The following is a 17,372-nucleotide window of genomic DNA, read 5'->3' as shown; positions in this document are numbered from 1 at the left end:
CCCCGCGACCTAGGCCACGACTGGCTTGCCCGTGAGTTCGACGCCGGCCGAGCGCAGCTCCTCGAGCGCCGCCTCGGTGGAGGAGGCCGCCACCCCGGCGGTCAGGTCGAGCAACACCTTCGTACGGAACCCGGCCCGCACCGCATCCACGGCAGTGGCCCGCACGCAGTGATCCGTGGCGATCCCGACCACATCCACCTCGGACACCTCCCGCCGCCGCAACCACTCCTCCAGCGGCACCCCGTTCTCGTCCGCCCCCTCGAACCCGCTGTAGGCGGCCGAGTACGCCCCCTTGTCGAACACCGCGTCGATCGCGCCGGAGGCCACCGCGGGGGCGAAGTTCGGATGGAACCCGACCCCCTCGGTCCCCGCGACACAGTGCCGCGGCCAGCTGTGCACGAAGTCCGGCGCCTCCGAGAAGTGCTCACCGGGATCGACATGATGATCACGCGTGGCGACGACGTGCTGGTAGCAACCGCCGCCGGTCTGCCCGACGAGATCGGTGATCGCGGCAGCGACATCGGCACCCCCCGCCACCGCGAGGCTGCCGCCCTCGCAGAAGTCGTTCTGCACATCCACGACGATCAGGGCGCGACGCATGATTGCTGTCCTTCTGCTTGGAGACTACGAGCGTAGAAGCTTCAAGTGCGTTGCGGGAGAGGGCGTGGGGGGCGCTCGAGAGGGCCGTCCGTCCCCGGACGGCCCCAAACGGCCTCAGACGTACTCGGTCGGAATGACCGGCTCGCCCCTGGACAGCTGCGTGGCCGACAGCGGCAGCCGGTCGCGCGCCGCGATGTGCCGCTCGCGCACCGCGTCGAGCGGCTCACGGGCCACCACCTCGCCGCCCTTGACCAGCTCGACGAGGAGCTGCCGGTCGGCCAGCTCCTCGGGGACGGCCCCCGTGCCGACGACCTCGGCCTCCGCGACCCCGTCCGCGTCCGGCCGGCGCGCGGCCCACTTGCGGCCGCCGATCGAGGTCTTCCCGCCCGCCGACTTCTTCGCCACGGGCACCAGCGGCGCCTTCGGATCGGCGGACTCTGCGCGCGCGACCAGCTTGTAGACCATGGAGCAGGTGGGCTGCCCGGACCCGGTCACCAGCTGCGTACCCACCCCGTACGCGTCCACGGGCGAGGCGGCGAGCGAGGCGATGGCGTACTCGTCGAGGTCGGAGGTGACGACGATCTTGGTGTTCTCGGCGCCCAGCTCGTCCAGCTGCTGGCGCACCCGGTGCGCGACGAGCAGCAGGTCGCCGGAGTCGATCCGGACGGCGCCCAGCTCGGGCCCCGCGATCTCGACGGCCGTCGCGACCGCCTCCTGCACGTCGTACGTGTCCACGAGCAGCGTCGTCCCCTTGCCCAGGGAGTCGACCTGGGCCCGGAAGGCGTCCCGCTCGGTGTCGTGGATCAGCGTGAAGGCGTGCGCGCTGGTGCCGACGGTCGGGATCCCGTACCGGAATCCGGCCGCCAGGTCCGAGGTCGTCGCGAACCCGCCCACGTACGCGGCGCGCGAGGCGGCCACGGCGGCCAGCTCGTGCGTACGGCGCGCGCCCATCTCGATCAGCGGCCGGTCGCCGGCGGCCGAGGACATCCGGGACGCGGCGGCGGCGATCGCCGAGTCGTGGTTGAGGATCGAGAGGATCACCGTCTCCAGGAGCACGCACTCGGCGAAGGAGCCCTCGACGCGCAGCACGGGGGAGCCGGGGAAGTAGACCTCGCCCTCGGGGTAGCCCCAGATGTCGCCGGAGAAGCGGTAGTCCGCGAGCCACTGGAGCGTCGGCTCGTCGACGACGTCGCGCTCGCGCAGGAAGTCGAGCACGGCCGCGTCGAAGCGGAAGTTCTCGACGGCGTCCAGGACGCGCCCGGTGCCCGCGACGACGCCGTAGCGGCGACCCTCGGGCAGTCGCCGGGTGAAGACCTCGAAGACCGAGTGCCGGTCGGCGGTGCCCCCGCGCAGGGCCGCCTGCAGCATCGTCAGCTCATAGTGGTCGGTGAAGAGCGCCGTCGACGGAACGTCCACCGGCAGGCCCAGGTCCGCTGTGTTCATAGGATTGATGCTACCCCCGATTAGCGTCAGGGTGACGATTTCTGCGTCCGTTTGTGCGTGGGGCGGGTGGTGGTGGCAGCATGGGCCCTGTGACGGCTCCAGCACCCCTTGAGATCGAAAGGCCCGAGACGACGGAGGACGCGTCCGTCGTCCCCGAGCCGGACACCCCTTGGATCACGCTCGTCCACAACGATCCGGTGAACCTCATGAGTTACGTGACGTATGTCTTCCAGACGTACTTCGGGTACTCCAAGGACAAGGCCACCAAGCTCATGATGGACGTGCACCAGAAGGGCCGGGCCGTCGTCTCCAGCGGCTCCCGCGAAGAGATGGAACGCGACGTGCAGGCGATGCACGGATACGGCCTGTGGGCCACGCTTCAACAGGATCGGAAGTAGCAGCATCCCGATGCCAGGACATTTCGAACCGATCCCCGGTGGCGGCGCGGCCGTCGCCCTCGACGACGTCGAGATCTCCATCATCCGCTCGCTGGCGGTCCAGCTCCTGGAGCTGATCGGGCCCGGACCCGGCGGTGAGGTGAGCGACGACCCGCTCGCGGAGCTCTTCGCCGAGGGTCCGAGCGAACCGCCCTCCGACGCGGTGCTGCGCCGCCTCTTCCCCGACGCGTACGGCGGTCCGGGCGGCGAGGGTGAGAGCGTCGAGGACGCCGAGGAGCTGCGCGCCCACTCCTCGGAGTTCCGCCGCTTCACCGAGAACGATCTGCGGGCCGGCAAGCGCGAGGACGCCCTCGCGGTGATCCGCACGCTGGACACGCTGAGCCCGGCGGGCGACGGGGGAGCGGTCCTCAAGCTGTCCCAGAGCGAGTCCATCCAGTGGATGCGCGCGCTCAACGATCTGCGCCTCGCGATCGGCACCCGCCTCGACATCACCGACGAGGAGGACACGGACCTCCTCTACCGGCTCCCTGACGACGACGCACGCAAGCCGATGGTGATGGCATATCTGTGGCTCGGCGGGCTGCAGGAGACCCTCGTCGAGACCCTGACGGCCTGACCGTCGGTCAGGTTGGCCTGTTCGCTCAGCGGGCCCTCAAATCCGTATAACGATCCCGTCACCGCACCCACCCACATTGCGGCGCGGTGATTTGTTTTGTCCCCTTTTGCTGGTGGCGTACGCCACACGCGTCTCGGCCGACCCCGATGAACGCCGTGATAAATCTTCACGACCACCTGACGGACGCCACCCCTGTCCAGTCAGAGGGCGCCCCGACCGGCCGACCGCCGGTAGGCACAAGCTCCATCCATCCAGGGGCCCAGACCCCAAAGGATCGTCACAGTCGATCCGAGCCGAGTACGGCACGGATCGGCATGGAGAAAGGCGCACATCATGACCTCAGTGCAGGTCGACGAGCAGCACGACGGCAATGAGGCCGCGCAGGGCGAGACCGACGAGGGTTACAAGCGGGGACTCGGGGCCCGGCAGATCCAGATGATCGCCATCGGCGGCGCCATCGGGACCGGCCTCTTTCTCGGTGCGGGCAAGGGCATCTCCAAGGCGGGGCCCAGCCTGATCCTGGCGTACGCGGTCGCCGGCGTGGTCATCTTCTGCATCATGCGGGCTCTCGGCGAGCTCCTCATGTACCGACCCGTGTCCGGCTCCTTCTCGGAGTACGCGCGCGAGTTCATCGGCCCCTTCGCGGGCTTCGCGACCGGCTGGACGTACTGGCTGTTCTGGGTCATCACCGGCATGACCGAGGTCACCGCGGCGGCCACCTATATGACGTTCTGGTGGGACATCCCGCAATGGGTGTCCGCACTCGTCTTCACCGTCATCCTCTACGGCGCCAACCTGATCTCCGTGAAGCTCTTCGGTGAGCTGGAGTTCTGGTTCTCCACGGTCAAGGTCACCGCCATCGTCGGCATGATCCTGATCTGCGCCGGCATCCTCACCATCGGCTTCTCCGACGTCGGTGACACGGCCTCCATCTCGCACCTGTGGGACCTCGGCGGCTTCTTCGCGGGCGAGAACGGCATCGGCTCGACGCTGATGACCCTGCAGATGGTGATGTTCGCGTTCCTCGCGGTCGAGCTCGTCGGCGTCACCGCGGGTGAGGCCAAGGACGCCAAGAAGGTCCTGCCGAAGGCGATCAACACCGTGCCGTGGCGCATCGCCGTCTTCTATGTCGGCGCCCTGATCATGATCCTCTCGGTCGTGCCGTGGACGTCCTTCAAGGCCGGCGAGAGCCCGTTCGTCCACGCCTTCGACAAGATGGGCCTGGGCATCGGCGCCGCCATCGTCAACTTCGTCGTGCTGACCGCCGCGCTGTCCTCCTGCAACTCGGGCATGTACTCCACCGGCCGCATGCTGCGCGACCTCGCGCAGAACGGCCAGGGCCCGAACTTCTTCACCAAGCTGAGCAAGAACGGTCTGCCGGTCATCGGCACCACGTTCTCCGCCGCGATGATGCTGGTCGGCGTCTGGATCAACTACCAGTGGCCGGGCGAGGCGTTCAACTACGTCGTCTCCTTCGCCACCATCTCCGGCATGTGGGCCTGGATCGTCATCCTGATCTGCCAGATCCGCTACCGCCTCAAGTCCGACCGCGGTGAGCTCCCGAAGTCCGAGTTCCGCGCGCCCTGGGGCGTCTGGGTCAGTGGCCTCGCGCTGGCGTTCATCTTCCTCGTCATCGTCCTCATGGGCATCGACCCCGACGCGCGCGTCTCCCTGTACGCCGCTCCGGTCTGGGCCGCGATCCTGGGTGTCTCGTACTTCTTCCTGAAGAAGCGCAACCCCGAGAGCGCCGCCTTCGCGAAGCGCAACTAAGCGCAACCGACGCACCCCGTCTCACCAGGTGGGCCCCTCTGTACCGCACTCCGGTACAGAGGGGCCCACTTGCTTATGCTGGCCGCATGTTGAAGATTTCCCAGTCCCTGGTCGACCAGATCGTCGAGCACGCCCGCAAGGACCACCCCGACGAGGCCTGCGGCGTCATCGCGGGTCCGGTCGGCGAGGGCCGCCCCGAGCGCTTCATCCCGATGCTGAACGCCGCCCGGTCGCCCACGTTCTACGAGTTCGACTCCGGTGACCTGCTGAAGCTCTACCGCGAGATGGACGACCGCGACGAGGAGCCGGTGGTCGTCTACCACTCGCACACGGCCACCGAGGCGTACCCCTCGCGCACCGACGTCACGTACGCGAACGAGCCGAACGCCCACTACGTGCTGGTCTCCACCGCGGACACCGACGACGCGGGCCCCTTCCAGTTCCGCTCGTACCGCATCGTCGAGGGCGAGATCACCGAGGAAGAGGTCGAGATCACCGCCTGATCGACACCCCTCCCGACCATGCAGTTCTCAATTGCCGGACGCATTTCGACCGCATGGTGAGATCACATTCCGGGATCCGGACCGGGAATCGATACGATGAGCCCATGGTTTCCCACGACGTGAGCGAAAAGACGCCGGGCATGCTGCTCGTGGCGCGGCTGCACGTCGACCTGTGCCGCCTCGCCAGCGCCATCTGTCCGCGCTGAGCCGGACCGCCGTACCCGCCGAGGGCCCGCGGCTCCAGCCACCCACGCACCTGACCGGAAACGCCCGCGCCCAGGCGCGCCCACCCACAGACTTCCGACTCCCGACAGGAGCCCAGCATGGCCATCGAGGTCCGCATCCCGACCATCCTCCGCACCTACACCGACGGCGCGAAGGCCGTCGAAGGCGCCGGGGAGAACCTCAAGGAACTCTTCGCCGACCTCGACTCCCGGCACGCGGGCATCGCCGAGCGCATCGTGGACGACGGCAAGCTGCGCCGCTTCGTGAACGTCTACCTGAACGACGAGGACGTCCGCTTCCTCGACGGCATCGACACCAAGCTCAGCGACGGCGACAACGTCACGATCCTGCCGGCCGTGGCCGGCGGAATGCGCTGAGCGGGCTCATGCGCTACGACAGCCCGCTGGCCGCGGTGGGCAACACCCCCCTGGTGCGCCTGCCGCGGCTCTCGCTCTCCGACGACGTGCGGATCTGGGCGAAGCTGGAGGACCGCAACCCGACCGGCTCGATCAAGGACCGCCCCGCGCTCCACATGATCGAACAGGCCGAGAAGGAAGGCCGGATCAAGGCCGGGGACACCATCCTCGAACCCACCTCCGGCAACACCGGCATCTCGCTCGCGATGGCCGCCCGCCTCAAGGGCTACAACATCGTCTGCGTCATGCCGGAGAACACCTCGCAGGAGCGCCGCGACCTGCTCGCCATGTGGGGTGCGGAGATCATTCCCTCGCCGGCCGCGGGCGGCTCCAACACGGCGGTCCGCATCGCCAAGGAGCTGGCCGAGCAGCACCCGGACTGGGTGATGCTCTACCAGTACGGCAACCCGGACAACGCGGGCGCGCACTACGCGACGACCGGCCCGGAGATCCTCACCGACCTCCCGTCCGTCACGCACTTCGTGGCGGGGCTCGGCACCACCGGCACGCTCATGGGCGTCGGCCGGTATCTGCGCGAGCACAAGCCCGACGTCAAGATCGTCGCCGCGGAGCCGCGCTACGACGACCTCGTCTACGGGCTGCGGAACCTCGACGAGGGGTTCGTGCCCGAGCTGTACGACGCGTCGGTGCTCACGACCCGGTTCTCCGTCGGCTCGGCCGACGCGGTGACCCGTACGCGTGACCTCCTCCAGCAGGAGGGCATCTTCGCGGGTGTCTCCACGGGGGCGGCGCTGCATGCCGCGATCGGGGTGGGCAAGAAGGCGGTGAAGGCGGGGGAGTCCGCCGACATCGTGTTCGTCGTCGCCGACGGCGGGTGGAAGTACCTGTCGACGGGCGTCTACACGGCCGCGACGACGGAAGAAGCGATCGAGGTCCTGCACGGCCAGCTCTGGGCGTGACCTTTCGGGCCAGCTACGTCATTTTGAGCCCCTTCGGCGATTGAGAAGCGGGGTCTGGGGCAGAGCCCCAGGACCGTAACGCCGGAGGGGCTCACCCATGCCTAGTGGCCCAGGTGCCGCACCTGATCCCACAACCCCGGATCGATCACCCCGGCCGGCCGACGGAAGTCGCTCAGCGGCACCGAGCGGAGCTCATCCGTCTCCAGAAAGCTCGCCCGCCCCCGCGCATCCCCCACGGTCCCGGGCGGCAACGCGATAACCCCCGGCCGCTCGTCGTGATACCGGCTGGTGATCTTGGCGACCGTGGCCACCCCGCGCCGCACCGACAGGACCAGGCACGGCCGGTCCTTCCCGCCGGGCCCGTCCTCGTACGGCACCATCGCCCACCAGATGTCACCCGGCTCGGGCCCACGGGCGTGCGCATCCCGCGGAACATGCCGCTCCCGGCGGCGATGGCGCGTGCCGCGCCCCCACCCGTCGACCAGCGTCGCGACGAGCGCGAGCAGTACGACGGCAGCGAGCGCGAGCCACCAGGACGTGTCCATGGACATGACGGTACCGGGGTGACACGCGGGGTGCTTCCGCGGCCCCGAAGCCCTCCGAACCGGTGACAGCGCAGGTGAGTTCGCCCACAACAGCCCGTGACGGAGGAGCCACCCGCCCTTTTGCGCCTTACGCTCGACTGACCCCCTCGGGTCCTGTGCCGAGTTTCCCGTCTGCCCCGCGGCGTCTGGCACGCACGCTCGCGGCGTTGCCGAAACATCCGAGTAGCTCCGCTACTAGGACGCTCCGGCGCCTTGCGATCGTACGCACCAGACGCCGCGGGGCCCGCCCTTCGGGCGGACGACGGGAAACTCGGCACAGGACCCGGCACAGGCCCCGGCCCACGGCCCGTGGCTCCACCCCGCATTTCCGACCGCCAGCGCGGAGGTTGAAAGCTCCTATGAAGCTCACCGTCGTCGGCTGCTCGGGGTCGTTCCCGTCCGCGGATTCGGCCTGCTCGAGCTACCTCGTCGAGGCCGACGGCTACCGGCTGCTCCTCGACATGGGCAATGGCGCCCTGGGCGAGCTGCAGCGCCACGTCGGTCTCTACGACCTCGACGCGATCTTCCTTTCGCATCTGCACGCGGACCACTGCATCGACATGTGCGCGTACTTCGTCGTGCGCTACTACCGTCACGACGGCGGCCGTTGCGCCCCCATGCCCGTCTACGGACCCGAGGGCACCGAGCAGCGCCTGACCACCGCGCACGCCGACACGCCCTCGGCCTCCGCGTTCAGCGAGGTCTTCGACTTCCACACCGTGAAGCCGGGTTCGTACGAGATCGGGCCGTTCTCCGTCCGCATGGAGAAGGTGTGCCATCCCGTGGAGTCGTACGCGATCCGGGTCGAGCACGGCGGGCGCTCCCTGACGTACTCCGGGGACACCGGACCGTGCGCCGCGCTGGACGAACTGGCGGAGGACAGCGACCTGTTCCTGTGCGAGGCCGCGTTCACGCACGGCAAGGAGAACATCCCGGCGCTGCACCTCAACGGCCGGGAGGCGGGGGAGGCGGCGCAGCGCTCCCGCACCCGCAAGCTCGTCCTGACGCACATCCCGCCGTGGACCGACCCGCAGGTGAACCTCGCGGACGCGCGCGCGGTGTACGACGGCCCGGTCGAGCTGGCCGCGCCCGGAGTGACGTACACGGTCTGAGAGCCGTACGAGGAAGGCCCCGGAACCACACGGTTCCGGGGCCTTCCTCGTCGTACGGTCACACGGGGGAGGGGCTCACGCCTTCGTGAGGTCCTCGACCTCCTCCTCGGGCTCGCGGCCCGGAGTGGTGAGGTTGAACTTCATGATCGCGAAGCGGAACACCACGTAATAGAGGGCCGCCATGACCAGGCCGATCGGGATGATCAGCCATGGCTTGGTCGCGAGGTTCCAGTTCAGGGCGTAGTCGATGAAGCCCGCCGAGAAGTTGAAGCCCGCGTGGACGCCGAGGCCCCAGGTGATCGCCATGGAGACGGCGGTCAGGACCGCGTGCAGCACGTACAGCAGCGGCGCGATGAACATGAACGTGAACTCGATCGGCTCGGTCACACCGGTGACGAACGAGGTCAGCGCGAGGGAGACCATCATGCCCATCACGGCCTTGCGGCGTTCGGGCCGCGCGCAGTGGGCGATGGCGATGGCGGCGGCCGGCAGGCCGAACATCATGATCGGGAAGAAGCCGGCCTGGTACATGCCTGCCGACGGGTCGCCCGCGAGGAAGCGCGTGATGTCACCGTGCACGACGGAGCCGTCGGGCTTCGTGAAGTCACCGAGCTGGAACCAGGCCACCGTGTTGACGAACTGGTGCATGCCGATCGGGATCAGACCACGGTTGATCAGGCCGAACAGGCCCGCGCCACCGGCGCCGAGGCCGGTCATCCACTCGGCGAAGCTGGTGATGCCGTCGCCGATGGGCTCCCAGATCAGGCCGAAGAAGACACCGACGATGATGCCGACGAAGGCCATGATGATCGGGACGAGCCGGCGGCCGTTGAAGAAGCCGAGCCAGTCGACCAGCTTGGTGCGGTGGTACTTCTGCCAGAACATGGCCGCCAGCAGACCCATGATGATGCCGCCGAGGACACCGGGGTTGTTGTAGACGGCGGCGACGTCCTCGCCCTTCTTGACGACGGCCTCGCTGACCGGGAAGGCCTCGAGGACCTTGCTGTAGACGAGGAAGCCGACGAGCGCGGCGAGCGCCGTCGAGCCATCGGACTTCTTGGCGAAGCCGATGGCCACGCCTATGCAGAACAGGATGGGCAGGTTGTCGGTGATCGCCGAACCCGCGTTGGCGAAGACCGTGGCGACAGTGCCCCAGTCCAGACCGTCCTTGCCGAAGACATCATCGGCGCCGAGCCGCACCATGATGCCGGCGGCAGGAAGCACCGCGATCGGCAACTGCAGGCTGCGGCCCACCTTTTGGAGGCCCTGGAAAAGGCCGGAACCCCGCTTCTTTGCGGGGGCCGCCGTAGCGCTGGCGGTGCTCATCAACTTCCTCCATGAAAAGCAGATGGTCTACACCACTCAGTGGTGTAGACCTGTTGTAGCACGGTGAAGGTGGGATAAGGAACCCTTGATTCCCACGGCAATGGGCCCCCGGACCGAGTGGTCCGGGGGCCCATCGCGAAGGAGCCGAAAAGCGTTATGCCTTGGTGATGTCCTCGACTTCTTCCTCGGGCTCACGACCCGGTGTCTTGATGTCCCACTTCGTGATCGCGAAACGGAAGATCACGTAATAGAGGACGGCGAAGGCGAGGCCGATCGGAATGATCATCCATGGCTTGGTGGCCAGGTTCCAGTTGATCAGGTAGTCGATCAGACCCGCGGAGAAACTGAAGCCGTCCTTGACGCCGAGCGCCCAGGTCACCGCCATCGAGACACCGGTCAGCACCGCGTGCACCGCGTACAGCGCCGGCGCGATGAAGACGAAGGAGTACTCGATCGGCTCGGTGATACCGGTGACGAACGAGGTCAGCGCGAGCGACAGCATCATGCCGCCGACCATCTTGCGCCGCTCGGGCCGCGCGCAGTGCACGATCGCGAGACAGGCTGCCGGGAGGGCGAACATCATGATCGGGAAGAAGCCCGTCTGGTAGATGCCCGCGGTCGGGTCGCCGCTCAGGAACATGTTGATGTCGCCGTGCACGGTCGTGCCGTCGGGCTTCGTGTACGAGCCGAACTGGAACCACAGCGGCACGTTGAGGAACTGGTGCAGGCCGATCACGAGCAGCGCGCGGTTGGCGACACCGAAGATGCCGGATCCGACGGCGCCCAGGCTCTCCAGCCAGTTCGAGAAGCTCTCCAACGCGTCACCGATCGCGGGCCAGATCCACAGGCACAGCGCCGCGAAGACGATGCCGACGAAGGCCATGATGATCGGGACGAGCCGGCGGCCGTTGAAGAAGCCGAGCCAGGAGACCAGCTTGGTGCGGTGGTAGCGGACCCAGAAGAACGAGGCCAGGAAGCCCATGATGATGCCGCCGAACACCCCGGGGTTCTGGAACGTCGCGGCGGTCACCGCCCCGTCCGCCAGACAGCCCGTCGCGACCGTCTTCGACCCGCCCGGGCAGTCGATCGGGAACTGGTGCAGCACGCCCCGGTAGACGAGGAAACCCGCCACCGCCGCCAGAGCCGTCGAACCGTCCGCCTTCTTGGCCATGCCGATCGCGACGCCGATGCAGAAGAGCAGCGGCAGACCGAGGTCGGCGTCGAGCAGCGCGCCGCCCGCGCCCGAGAAGACCTTGGCGACATTGGTCCAGCCGAGACCGTCGTCGCCGAAGACATCGGGCTGGCCGAGCCGGTTGACGATGCCCGCCGCCGGCAGCACGGCGATGGGCAGTTGAAGGCTGCGCCCCATCTTCTGGAGCCCCTGGAAGAAGTTGCTCCAGGGGCTCGGTCGTGGTGCGGCGGCCGCGTTGGCGCTCATGGGGCGTCCTCCCGGAACAAGCCACGGTTGGCGGGCGTCGGATACTCTGACTACTGGTGTAGACCAGTTGTGGGGACACGGGTCGGTCCGTGATCGTCATCTTTCGTCACGGGTGGGGTTACCGCCCGCGAAGATGGGCCAACCGTGGGTTACCGTGACAAAGCGGCCCATAGGCGGGCCCGGAGAACACAGGGAGAACGAAATGGCCACGAAGGCTGAGAAGATCGTCGCCGGCCTCGGCGGACTCGACAACATCGAAGAGGTCGAGGGCTGCATCACCCGCCTGCGTACCGAGGTCGTCAACCCGGAGCTGGTCGACGAGGCCGCGCTCAAGGCCGCCGGCGCCCACGGCGTCGTCAAGATGGGCACCGCGATCCAGGTCGTCATCGGCACCGACGCGGACCCCATCGCCGCCGACATCGAAGACATGATGTGACCCCGACCCACTGAGGTCACACGCGCGAAGGCCCCACCCCCACGCAAGGGGTGGGGCCTTCGGTGCACCCGATACGCTCCTCCCTATGTCTCGCATCGACGGCCGCACCCCCGAACAGCTCCGCCCGATCACCATCGAACGCGGCTGGAGCAAGCACGCCGAAGGCTCCGTCCTCGTCTCCTTCGGAGACACCAAGGTCTTCTGCACCGCCTCCTTCACCGAGGGCGTCCCGCGCTGGCGCAAGGGCAGCGGAGAGGGCTGGGTCACCGCCGAGTACTCGATGCTCCCGCGCTCCACGAACACCCGCGGCGACCGCGAGGCCGTCCGCGGCAAGATCGGCGGGCGTACGCACGAGATCAGCCGCCTGATCGGCCGCTCGCTGCGCGCCGTCATCGACTACAAGGCCCTCGGCGAGAACACGATCGTCCTCGACTGCGACGTCCTCCAGGCCGACGGCGGCACCCGCACGGCCGCCATCACCGGCGCGTACGTGGCGCTCGCCGACGCCATCTCCTGGGCCCAGGGCAAGAAGCTCGTCAAGGCCGACCGCAAGCCGCTGACCGGCACGGTGAGCGCCGTCTCCGTCGGCATCATCGACGGCGTCCCCATGCTCGACCTCCCGTACGAGGAGGATGTGCGCGCCGACACCGACATGAACGTCGTCTGCACCGGCGACGGCCGCTTCGTCGAGATCCAGGGCACCGCCGAGGCCGAGCCCTTCGCGCGCGACGAGCTCAACGCGCTTCTGGACCTGGCCGTTGGGGGCTGCGACGAGCTCGCGGCGATCCAGCGCAAGGCGCTGGAGGAGACCCTCTCCTAGGGCGGTCGGGTCGCCGCCTGGCTCCTCGACCAGGTAAAGAACTCCCCAAGTAGGGTGGCCGGGCACAGCAACCGCACAGCCATCGACTGCGTCACTACGGGTGGGTGGACGGCGTACGACGCCAACTGCCGTCCAGCCGTCCGTACTTCAGGGGGAGGACCCTTCCATGCCCGCGCGCCACCGACGTCTCGCCATACTGGCCGCCACCGCGGCACTCGTCGCGATTCCGGCCACCGTCGGCTGCTCGGCCGTCGACAAGGCACTCGACTGTGCCCGCACCGCCGACTCCATCGCCGACAGCGTGACCGACCTGCAGCAGGCCGTGGAGAACGCGTCCAACGACCCGACGCAGGCCGGCGAGTCCCTCGACAAGATCGACAAGAACCTCGACGACATCGGCGACAAGACCGACAACGCGGATGTCTCGAAGGCCGTCGACGACCTCAACAAGGCGGTGGGCAACGTCCGTACGTCGATCAAGAACGGCGACGAGGCGCCGGACGTCACCCCGGTCACCGACTCCGCGGGCGAGCTGACCAAGGTCTGCACCTCGTCGTGACGTAACGGGGCGTGCGGGTGGCCGGCCAGGGGCTGGATACTGGAGGCATGACCCGCCTCATCCTCGCCACCCGTAACAACGGCAAGATCGTCGAGCTCCGCTCCATCCTCGCCGACGCCGGACTGCCCCACGAGCTGGTCGGCGCCGACGCGTATCCCGAGGTCCCGGACGTCCGTGAGACCGGCGTGACGTTCGCCGAGAACGCCCTTCTCAAGGCCCATGCCCTCGCCCGGGCCACCGGGCTGCCCGCCGTCGCCGACGACTCCGGCCTCTGCGTCGATGTCCTGGGCGGTGCTCCCGGGATCTTCTCGGCGCGGTGGGCCGGCAAGCACGGTGACGACCAGGCGAACCTGGATCTGTTGCTGGCGCAGCTCGGCGACATCGACGAGGACCGTCACCGTACGGCCCACTTCGCCTGTGCGGCGGCGCTTGCCCTGCCGGACGGTACGGAGCGGGTGGTCGAGGGGCAGTTGCGGGGTGTGCTGCGGCACGCCCCTGCGGGGTCGGGCGGCTTCGGCTACGACCCGATCCTCCAGGTCGAGGGTGACACCCGCACGTGCGCCGAACTGACGGCCGACGAGAAGAACGCGATCTCCCACCGGGGAAAGGCGTTCCGGGCACTGGTCCCGGTGGTCCGGGAACTCCTGGGCTGAGCCACCCCTAGGGGCTCCGCCCCGACGCCTCAAGCGCCGGCGGGGCCAAATAGAGCCCCTCCGGCGATTGAGGAGCGGGGTCCGGGGCAGAGCCCCGAGGGCGGCGGAACGTCAAGGCGTGTCGTCCGGCCCCCGGTCGAGCCGCCGCCGCTCCGACCGCTGGTCCAACCTCTCCTGCCGCCGCGCCGCCTTGAGGCGTTGGCGTTCCGCGCGGGTGACCTTGCGTTCCACGCCGACGCCGCCCCAGAAAGCGAACCCGGTGACCACCACGCGCGGCGCGCCCGCGTCCCCCGGCACACCCTCCTCGCTGTGGTCGAAGCCGCCCATGATGCCGATGCCACGCACCACGACCTCCACGCCCGGCGGCACGACCACGTTCATCCCGCCCATGACCGCCACGCAGTTGATCACGACCTCGCGCGCCTCGAAGTCCGCCTCGCGCAGATCGATCTCGCCGCCGCCCCAGAACGCGAAACAGTTGAACCGCCGCGGCGCCGTCCACCGCCCCTTGCGCTGGAACCCGGACATGACCCCGACGCCCCACGTGGAACTCGCCTCGCCCCGGATCCGCGAAGCCCAGTCGACGGCCCCCTCCGGCAGCGGCTCCTTCACGAAACTCACGGCCCCCGAAGCGCCCGCCCCGACCGGCAGGTCCTTCGTCAGCGGCGCCAACTCCCCGTACGTACGCGCCTGATACGTCGCGTCGAGCCGCTCGCCGAACTCCTCCATGTCGAGCCGCCCCTCCGCGAGCGCGTCCCGCAACCGCTCGGCGACGAGCTCGCGGTCGGCGTCGGACGCGCGTAGTTCGGGGGTGTCAGCGGAGGGCCTCGGTCGGCCGGATTCGTCCGTCATAGGGGTCAGCGTACGTATGTCAGGGCGCCACGGACGTGCCCCTCGCGTACATTCGCGCGATGACCGCCTCGATGTCCGGCTCGCGCACCGACAGGTCGACCATCGGATACCGCTCGGCGATCCGCGCCACGAGCGGCGCCGCCGACTGCCCGGCCGGGAACGCCAGCCACTGCCGCGCCCCCTCCACCTTCACCACCCGCGCGAACTCGACCTCCAGCGGCGGCAGTTCACGTTCCAGATCGACCACGAGCGTCCGCTCCGCCGCCGCGCCGCCCGTCGCGTGCAGGCCCTCCAGCTCACCGTCGTACATGAGCTTTCCGTGGTCGATGACCATCACGCGGCGGCACAGCTGCTCGATGTCGGTGAGGTCGTGTGTCGTGAGCAGTACCGTCGTGCCGCGGTCGGCGTTCAAGTCCCGGAGGAATCCGCGTACTTTGACCTTCGACACGACGTCGAGGCCGATCGTCGGCTCGTCCAGGTACAGCACCTCGGGGTCGTGCAGCAGCGCCGCCGCGATGTCGCCCCGCATCCGCTGGCCGAGCGAGAGCTGTCGTACGGGCGCGTCCAACAGGTCGCCCAGTTCCAGGAGTTCGACGAGGCGCGCCAGGTTCTCCTCGTAGCGGCCGTCCTCGATCCGGTACATGCGGCGCATCAGGCGATACGAGTCGATCAGCGGCAGATCCCACCACAGCGTCGTCCGCTGGCCGAAGACCACGCCCATGCGGTGCGCGAGGCGGGACCGTTCGCGTGAGGGGTCGATGCCGGCGACCCGGAGCCGGCCCCCGCTCGGCGTGAGGATCCCCGTCAGCATCTTGATCGTCGTCGACTTGCCCGCGCCGTTCGGCCCGATGTAGCCGACCATCTCGCCGCGCCGCACCGTGAAGCTCAGCGAGTCCACGGCCCGCACCTCGCGCCGCTCCCGCCGCATGAAGCCCGTCTTGCGGCGTACGTCGAAGACCTTCTCGACCTCGTCTAGCCGGATGAACTCGTCTCCCATGGGGCCCCTTTCCACCATCAACTCCCCGTGCTGCGATACGTACGAAGCGCCGCCCGCCAGGCGGACAGCGCGAGGGCCAGACAGACGGCCGCCACCAGCGGCGGCGCGAACGCCACCCACCGCGGCAGGTCGAGCGGATAGGGGCGGCCCAGGATGTAGAGGCCGGGCAGCCAGTTCACGAAGGCGAGCGGCAGCACGAACGTGACGCCGCGCAGCAGCGTGTCGCCGAACACGGTCGGCGGATAGCTGAGCATGGCGTTGCCGCCGAACGTCGCCGCGTTCTGCACCTCGGAGGCGTCCTGCGCGACGATCTGGAAGGCCGCGCCCGCGATGAACACGGCCGTGAAGATGGCGCCGCCGCTGACCACCAGGACCGGGACGAGCAGCACCTTCAGCGGCGTCCACGCCACGTCGATCACGGTCAGGCCATAGACGAGGACCGCCACGCCCTGCGTGACCCGCCCCAGCCTGCGCAGCGCGAACCGGTCCGCCGCCACCTGCGCGAGCACCGGCGCGGGCCGCACCAGGAACGTATCGAGCGTGCCGTCCCGCACCCGCTGCCCGAGCCGCCCCACCGACCCGAACGCCAGATCCGCCAGGCCGAAGGACGTGCCCGCCGCCCCGTACAGAAAGGCGATCTCGGACAGCCCGTACCCACCGAGCCGATCCACCTGCGAGAACATCAGCAGGATCCCGACGAACTCCAGCCCTGTCACCGCGAAGTTCCCGAAGACCGTCATCAGGAACGACGCCCGATACGTCATCGTGGACCGGATCCACATCCCGCCCACCAGCCGGTACGTCCGCGCCGACTCGGCAAGGACCGTGCCCCGCTCAGCCACCCTGCACCACCACCCTCCGCGTCGCGGCGGACTGCAGCAGCCGCCCGGCACCGAGCAGCACCACCGCCCACACCACCTGGAACAGCAGCGCGCCGCCCACACTCCGCTCACCGAGCAGCACATCCGCCGGCACCTGGAGCAGCGCCGACCACGGCAGCGCGCGGGCGAACTCGCCGAAGGCCCCCGGGAACACGTTCAGCGGCAGCAGCATCCCCGACAGGAACGTCGACACGAGCCCCGACATCTGCACGATCCCGCTGCCGTCCATCAGCCAAAACGCCGACAGCGCCACCAGATAGCGGATCGCGAAACTCACCGACGCCCCGCCGAGCAGCGTCAACAGAAACGCCACCCACCTCAACAGGTCGGCGGGAAGCGCGAGTTCGAAGATCAGCGACCCCACCGCCATCGGCACCACACCGCGCCCCAGGAACTGAAAGGCCGCCCGGCCGAGATCCTGCGCCAGCCACCAGCACTGCAGATCCACCGGCCGGTACAGATCGACCGCGATGTCCCCGCTGCGGATCCGCTCCATCAGATCGGTCTCGAAACCGCCACCGATCTGCAGCACCATCACCGCGAACATCGCCTGCCCGACCCACACGAACGTCAGCGCCTGCGCCTGGTCGTACCCGCCGAGATGCGGCCGCTCGTCCCACAGCGCGATATAGGTGCAGGCGATGATCAGGCCGAACACGGTGTTCGTGAAGACCCCGGCGAGGGTCGCCCCGCGGTAGGTGGCGTATCTGCGGAAACCTCCTGCGGCGACGGTCGCGTACAGCCGCACTGCTCCCACCGGTCCCCCTCGCGAAATAGGCCGAAGCGCAGGAGCCTAGTCACAGGGCGCGTCGCCTGCCACGGA

21 protein-coding genes are annotated in these 17,372 nt (G+C 68.8%); 12 read left to right on the top strand and 9 right to left on the bottom strand.

Annotated features, from left to right (window positions below):
• Positions 1 to 9: 9 nt before the first annotated feature.
• Together OG746_RS00955 and OG746_RS00950 are read right to left on the bottom strand one after the other, a co-directional pair.
• A complete protein-coding gene (locus tag OG746_RS00955; RefSeq protein ID WP_266710802.1) occupies positions 10 to 600 on the bottom strand; it encodes an isochorismatase family protein in 591 nt (196 codons plus the stop codon).
• A gap of 114 nt (positions 601 to 714) precedes the next feature.
• Positions 715 to 2,043, bottom strand: coding sequence for a nicotinate phosphoribosyltransferase (locus OG746_RS00950; RefSeq protein ID WP_266710800.1), 1,329 nt, complete (start codon positions 2,041 to 2,043; stop codon positions 715 to 717).
• 80 nt (positions 2,044 to 2,123) lie between these two features.
• Here OG746_RS00950 and clpS point away from each other — a divergent pair, with 80 nt between their 5' ends.
• The 7 genes from clpS to OG746_RS00920 all read left to right on the top strand — a co-directional run bounded on the left by clpS (position 2,124) and on the right by OG746_RS00920 (position 6,891).
• Complete coding sequence (gene clpS / locus OG746_RS00945) at positions 2,124 to 2,441, top strand: ATP-dependent Clp protease adapter ClpS (protein WP_266710798.1); 318 nt, start codon at positions 2,124 to 2,126, stop codon at positions 2,439 to 2,441.
• 10 nt (positions 2,442 to 2,451) lie between these two features.
• Complete coding sequence (locus OG746_RS00940) at positions 2,452 to 3,057, top strand: DUF2017 domain-containing protein (protein ID WP_266710796.1); 606 nt, start codon at positions 2,452 to 2,454, stop codon at positions 3,055 to 3,057.
• 333 nt (positions 3,058 to 3,390) lie between these two features.
• On the top strand, positions 3,391 to 4,827 hold the full coding sequence (locus OG746_RS00935) for an amino acid permease (protein WP_266710794.1): 1,437 nt from the start codon (positions 3,391 to 3,393) through the stop codon (positions 4,825 to 4,827).
• 86 nt (positions 4,828 to 4,913) lie between these two features.
• The gene (locus OG746_RS00930; RefSeq protein ID WP_266710792.1) at positions 4,914 to 5,330 is read left to right on the top strand and encodes a M67 family metallopeptidase; all 417 of its coding nucleotides are present in this window, start codon (positions 4,914 to 4,916) and stop codon (positions 5,328 to 5,330) included.
• 104 nt (positions 5,331 to 5,434) lie between these two features.
• Positions 5,435 to 5,536 (top strand): putative leader peptide, encoded by a 102-nt coding sequence (locus tag OG746_RS45415; RefSeq protein ID WP_323179532.1) that lies wholly within the window; start codon positions 5,435 to 5,437, stop codon positions 5,534 to 5,536.
• Between the two features lie 117 nt (positions 5,537 to 5,653).
• Positions 5,654 to 5,932 carry a MoaD/ThiS family protein gene (locus OG746_RS00925; RefSeq protein ID WP_266710790.1) on the top strand — a complete coding sequence of 93 codons (279 nt, stop codon included), beginning with the start codon at positions 5,654 to 5,656 and terminating at the stop codon, positions 5,930 to 5,932.
• Positions 5,933 to 5,940: 8 nt separating this feature from the next.
• Positions 5,941 to 6,891 carry a PLP-dependent cysteine synthase family protein gene (locus OG746_RS00920; RefSeq protein ID WP_266710789.1) on the top strand — a complete coding sequence of 317 codons (951 nt, stop codon included), beginning with the start codon at positions 5,941 to 5,943 and terminating at the stop codon, positions 6,889 to 6,891.
• A 101-nt stretch (positions 6,892 to 6,992) separates the two neighbouring features.
• Here OG746_RS00920 and OG746_RS00915 read toward each other — a convergent pair whose 3' ends face one another.
• A complete protein-coding gene (locus OG746_RS00915) occupies positions 6,993 to 7,436 on the bottom strand; it encodes a type II toxin-antitoxin system PemK/MazF family toxin (protein ID WP_266710787.1) in 444 nt (147 codons plus the stop codon).
• A 398-nt stretch (positions 7,437 to 7,834) separates the two neighbouring features.
• Between OG746_RS00915 and OG746_RS00910 the strand changes: the two genes are divergently transcribed.
• On the top strand, positions 7,835 to 8,587 hold the full coding sequence (locus tag OG746_RS00910) for an MBL fold metallo-hydrolase (protein WP_266710785.1): 753 nt from the start codon (positions 7,835 to 7,837) through the stop codon (positions 8,585 to 8,587).
• A 75-nt stretch (positions 8,588 to 8,662) separates the two neighbouring features.
• Here OG746_RS00910 and OG746_RS00905 read toward each other — a convergent pair whose 3' ends face one another.
• Together OG746_RS00905 and OG746_RS00900 are read right to left on the bottom strand one after the other, a co-directional pair.
• Positions 8,663 to 9,913, bottom strand: a complete 1,251-nt coding sequence (locus OG746_RS00905; RefSeq protein ID WP_266710783.1) for a PTS transporter subunit EIIC — start codon at positions 9,911 to 9,913, stop codon at positions 8,663 to 8,665.
• A 154-nt stretch (positions 9,914 to 10,067) separates the two neighbouring features.
• On the bottom strand, positions 10,068 to 11,351 hold the full coding sequence (locus OG746_RS00900) for a PTS transporter subunit EIIC (protein WP_266710781.1): 1,284 nt from the start codon (positions 11,349 to 11,351) through the stop codon (positions 10,068 to 10,070).
• Between the two features lie 202 nt (positions 11,352 to 11,553).
• Here OG746_RS00900 and OG746_RS00895 point away from each other — a divergent pair, with 202 nt between their 5' ends.
• The 4 genes from OG746_RS00895 to rdgB all read left to right on the top strand — a co-directional run bounded on the left by OG746_RS00895 (position 11,554) and on the right by rdgB (position 13,819).
• The gene (locus OG746_RS00895) at positions 11,554 to 11,787 is read left to right on the top strand and encodes a PTS sugar transporter subunit IIB (RefSeq protein WP_266710779.1); all 234 of its coding nucleotides are present in this window, start codon (positions 11,554 to 11,556) and stop codon (positions 11,785 to 11,787) included.
• Positions 11,788 to 11,872: 85 nt separating this feature from the next.
• Positions 11,873 to 12,607 (top strand): ribonuclease PH, encoded by a 735-nt coding sequence (gene rph / locus OG746_RS00890; protein ID WP_266710777.1) that lies wholly within the window; start codon positions 11,873 to 11,875, stop codon positions 12,605 to 12,607.
• Positions 12,608 to 12,773: 166 nt separating this feature from the next.
• Positions 12,774 to 13,166 (top strand): hypothetical protein, encoded by a 393-nt coding sequence (locus OG746_RS00885; RefSeq protein WP_266710775.1) that lies wholly within the window; start codon positions 12,774 to 12,776, stop codon positions 13,164 to 13,166.
• 47 nt (positions 13,167 to 13,213) lie between these two features.
• Complete coding sequence (rdgB, locus tag OG746_RS00880) at positions 13,214 to 13,819, top strand: RdgB/HAM1 family non-canonical purine NTP pyrophosphatase (protein WP_266710773.1); 606 nt, start codon at positions 13,214 to 13,216, stop codon at positions 13,817 to 13,819.
• Positions 13,820 to 13,930: 111 nt separating this feature from the next.
• Here the strand turns inward: rdgB and OG746_RS00875 are convergent, their stop codons facing one another.
• Genes OG746_RS00875 through OG746_RS00860 form a run of 4 tightly spaced genes read right to left on the bottom strand, consistent with a single transcriptional unit; the run spans position 13,931 to position 17,306 of the window.
• Entirely contained in the window at positions 13,931 to 14,671 is a 741-nt protein-coding gene (locus tag OG746_RS00875) for a DUF1707 SHOCT-like domain-containing protein (RefSeq protein ID WP_266710772.1), read from the bottom strand.
• A 19-nt stretch (positions 14,672 to 14,690) separates the two neighbouring features.
• Positions 14,691 to 15,668 (bottom strand): ABC transporter ATP-binding protein, encoded by a 978-nt coding sequence (locus tag OG746_RS00870; protein ID WP_266710770.1) that lies wholly within the window; start codon positions 15,666 to 15,668, stop codon positions 14,691 to 14,693.
• 17 nt (positions 15,669 to 15,685) lie between these two features.
• Positions 15,686 to 16,450, bottom strand: coding sequence for an ABC transporter permease (locus tag OG746_RS00865; RefSeq protein WP_266718637.1), 765 nt, complete (start codon positions 16,448 to 16,450; stop codon positions 15,686 to 15,688).
• Between the two features lie 52 nt (positions 16,451 to 16,502).
• Positions 16,503 to 17,306, bottom strand: a complete 804-nt coding sequence (locus OG746_RS00860; RefSeq protein WP_266710768.1) for an ABC transporter permease — start codon at positions 17,304 to 17,306, stop codon at positions 16,503 to 16,505.
• Between the last annotated feature and the right edge of the window lie 66 nt (positions 17,307 to 17,372).

The sequence above is a fragment of the Streptomyces sp. NBC_01016 genome (genome assembly GCF_026341035.1).
Lineage (GTDB): Bacteria > Actinomycetota > Actinomycetes > Streptomycetales > Streptomycetaceae > Streptomyces.
Note: the sequence above shows the minus strand (reverse complement) of the source record. Positions and strands in the feature narration are given on the sequence as shown.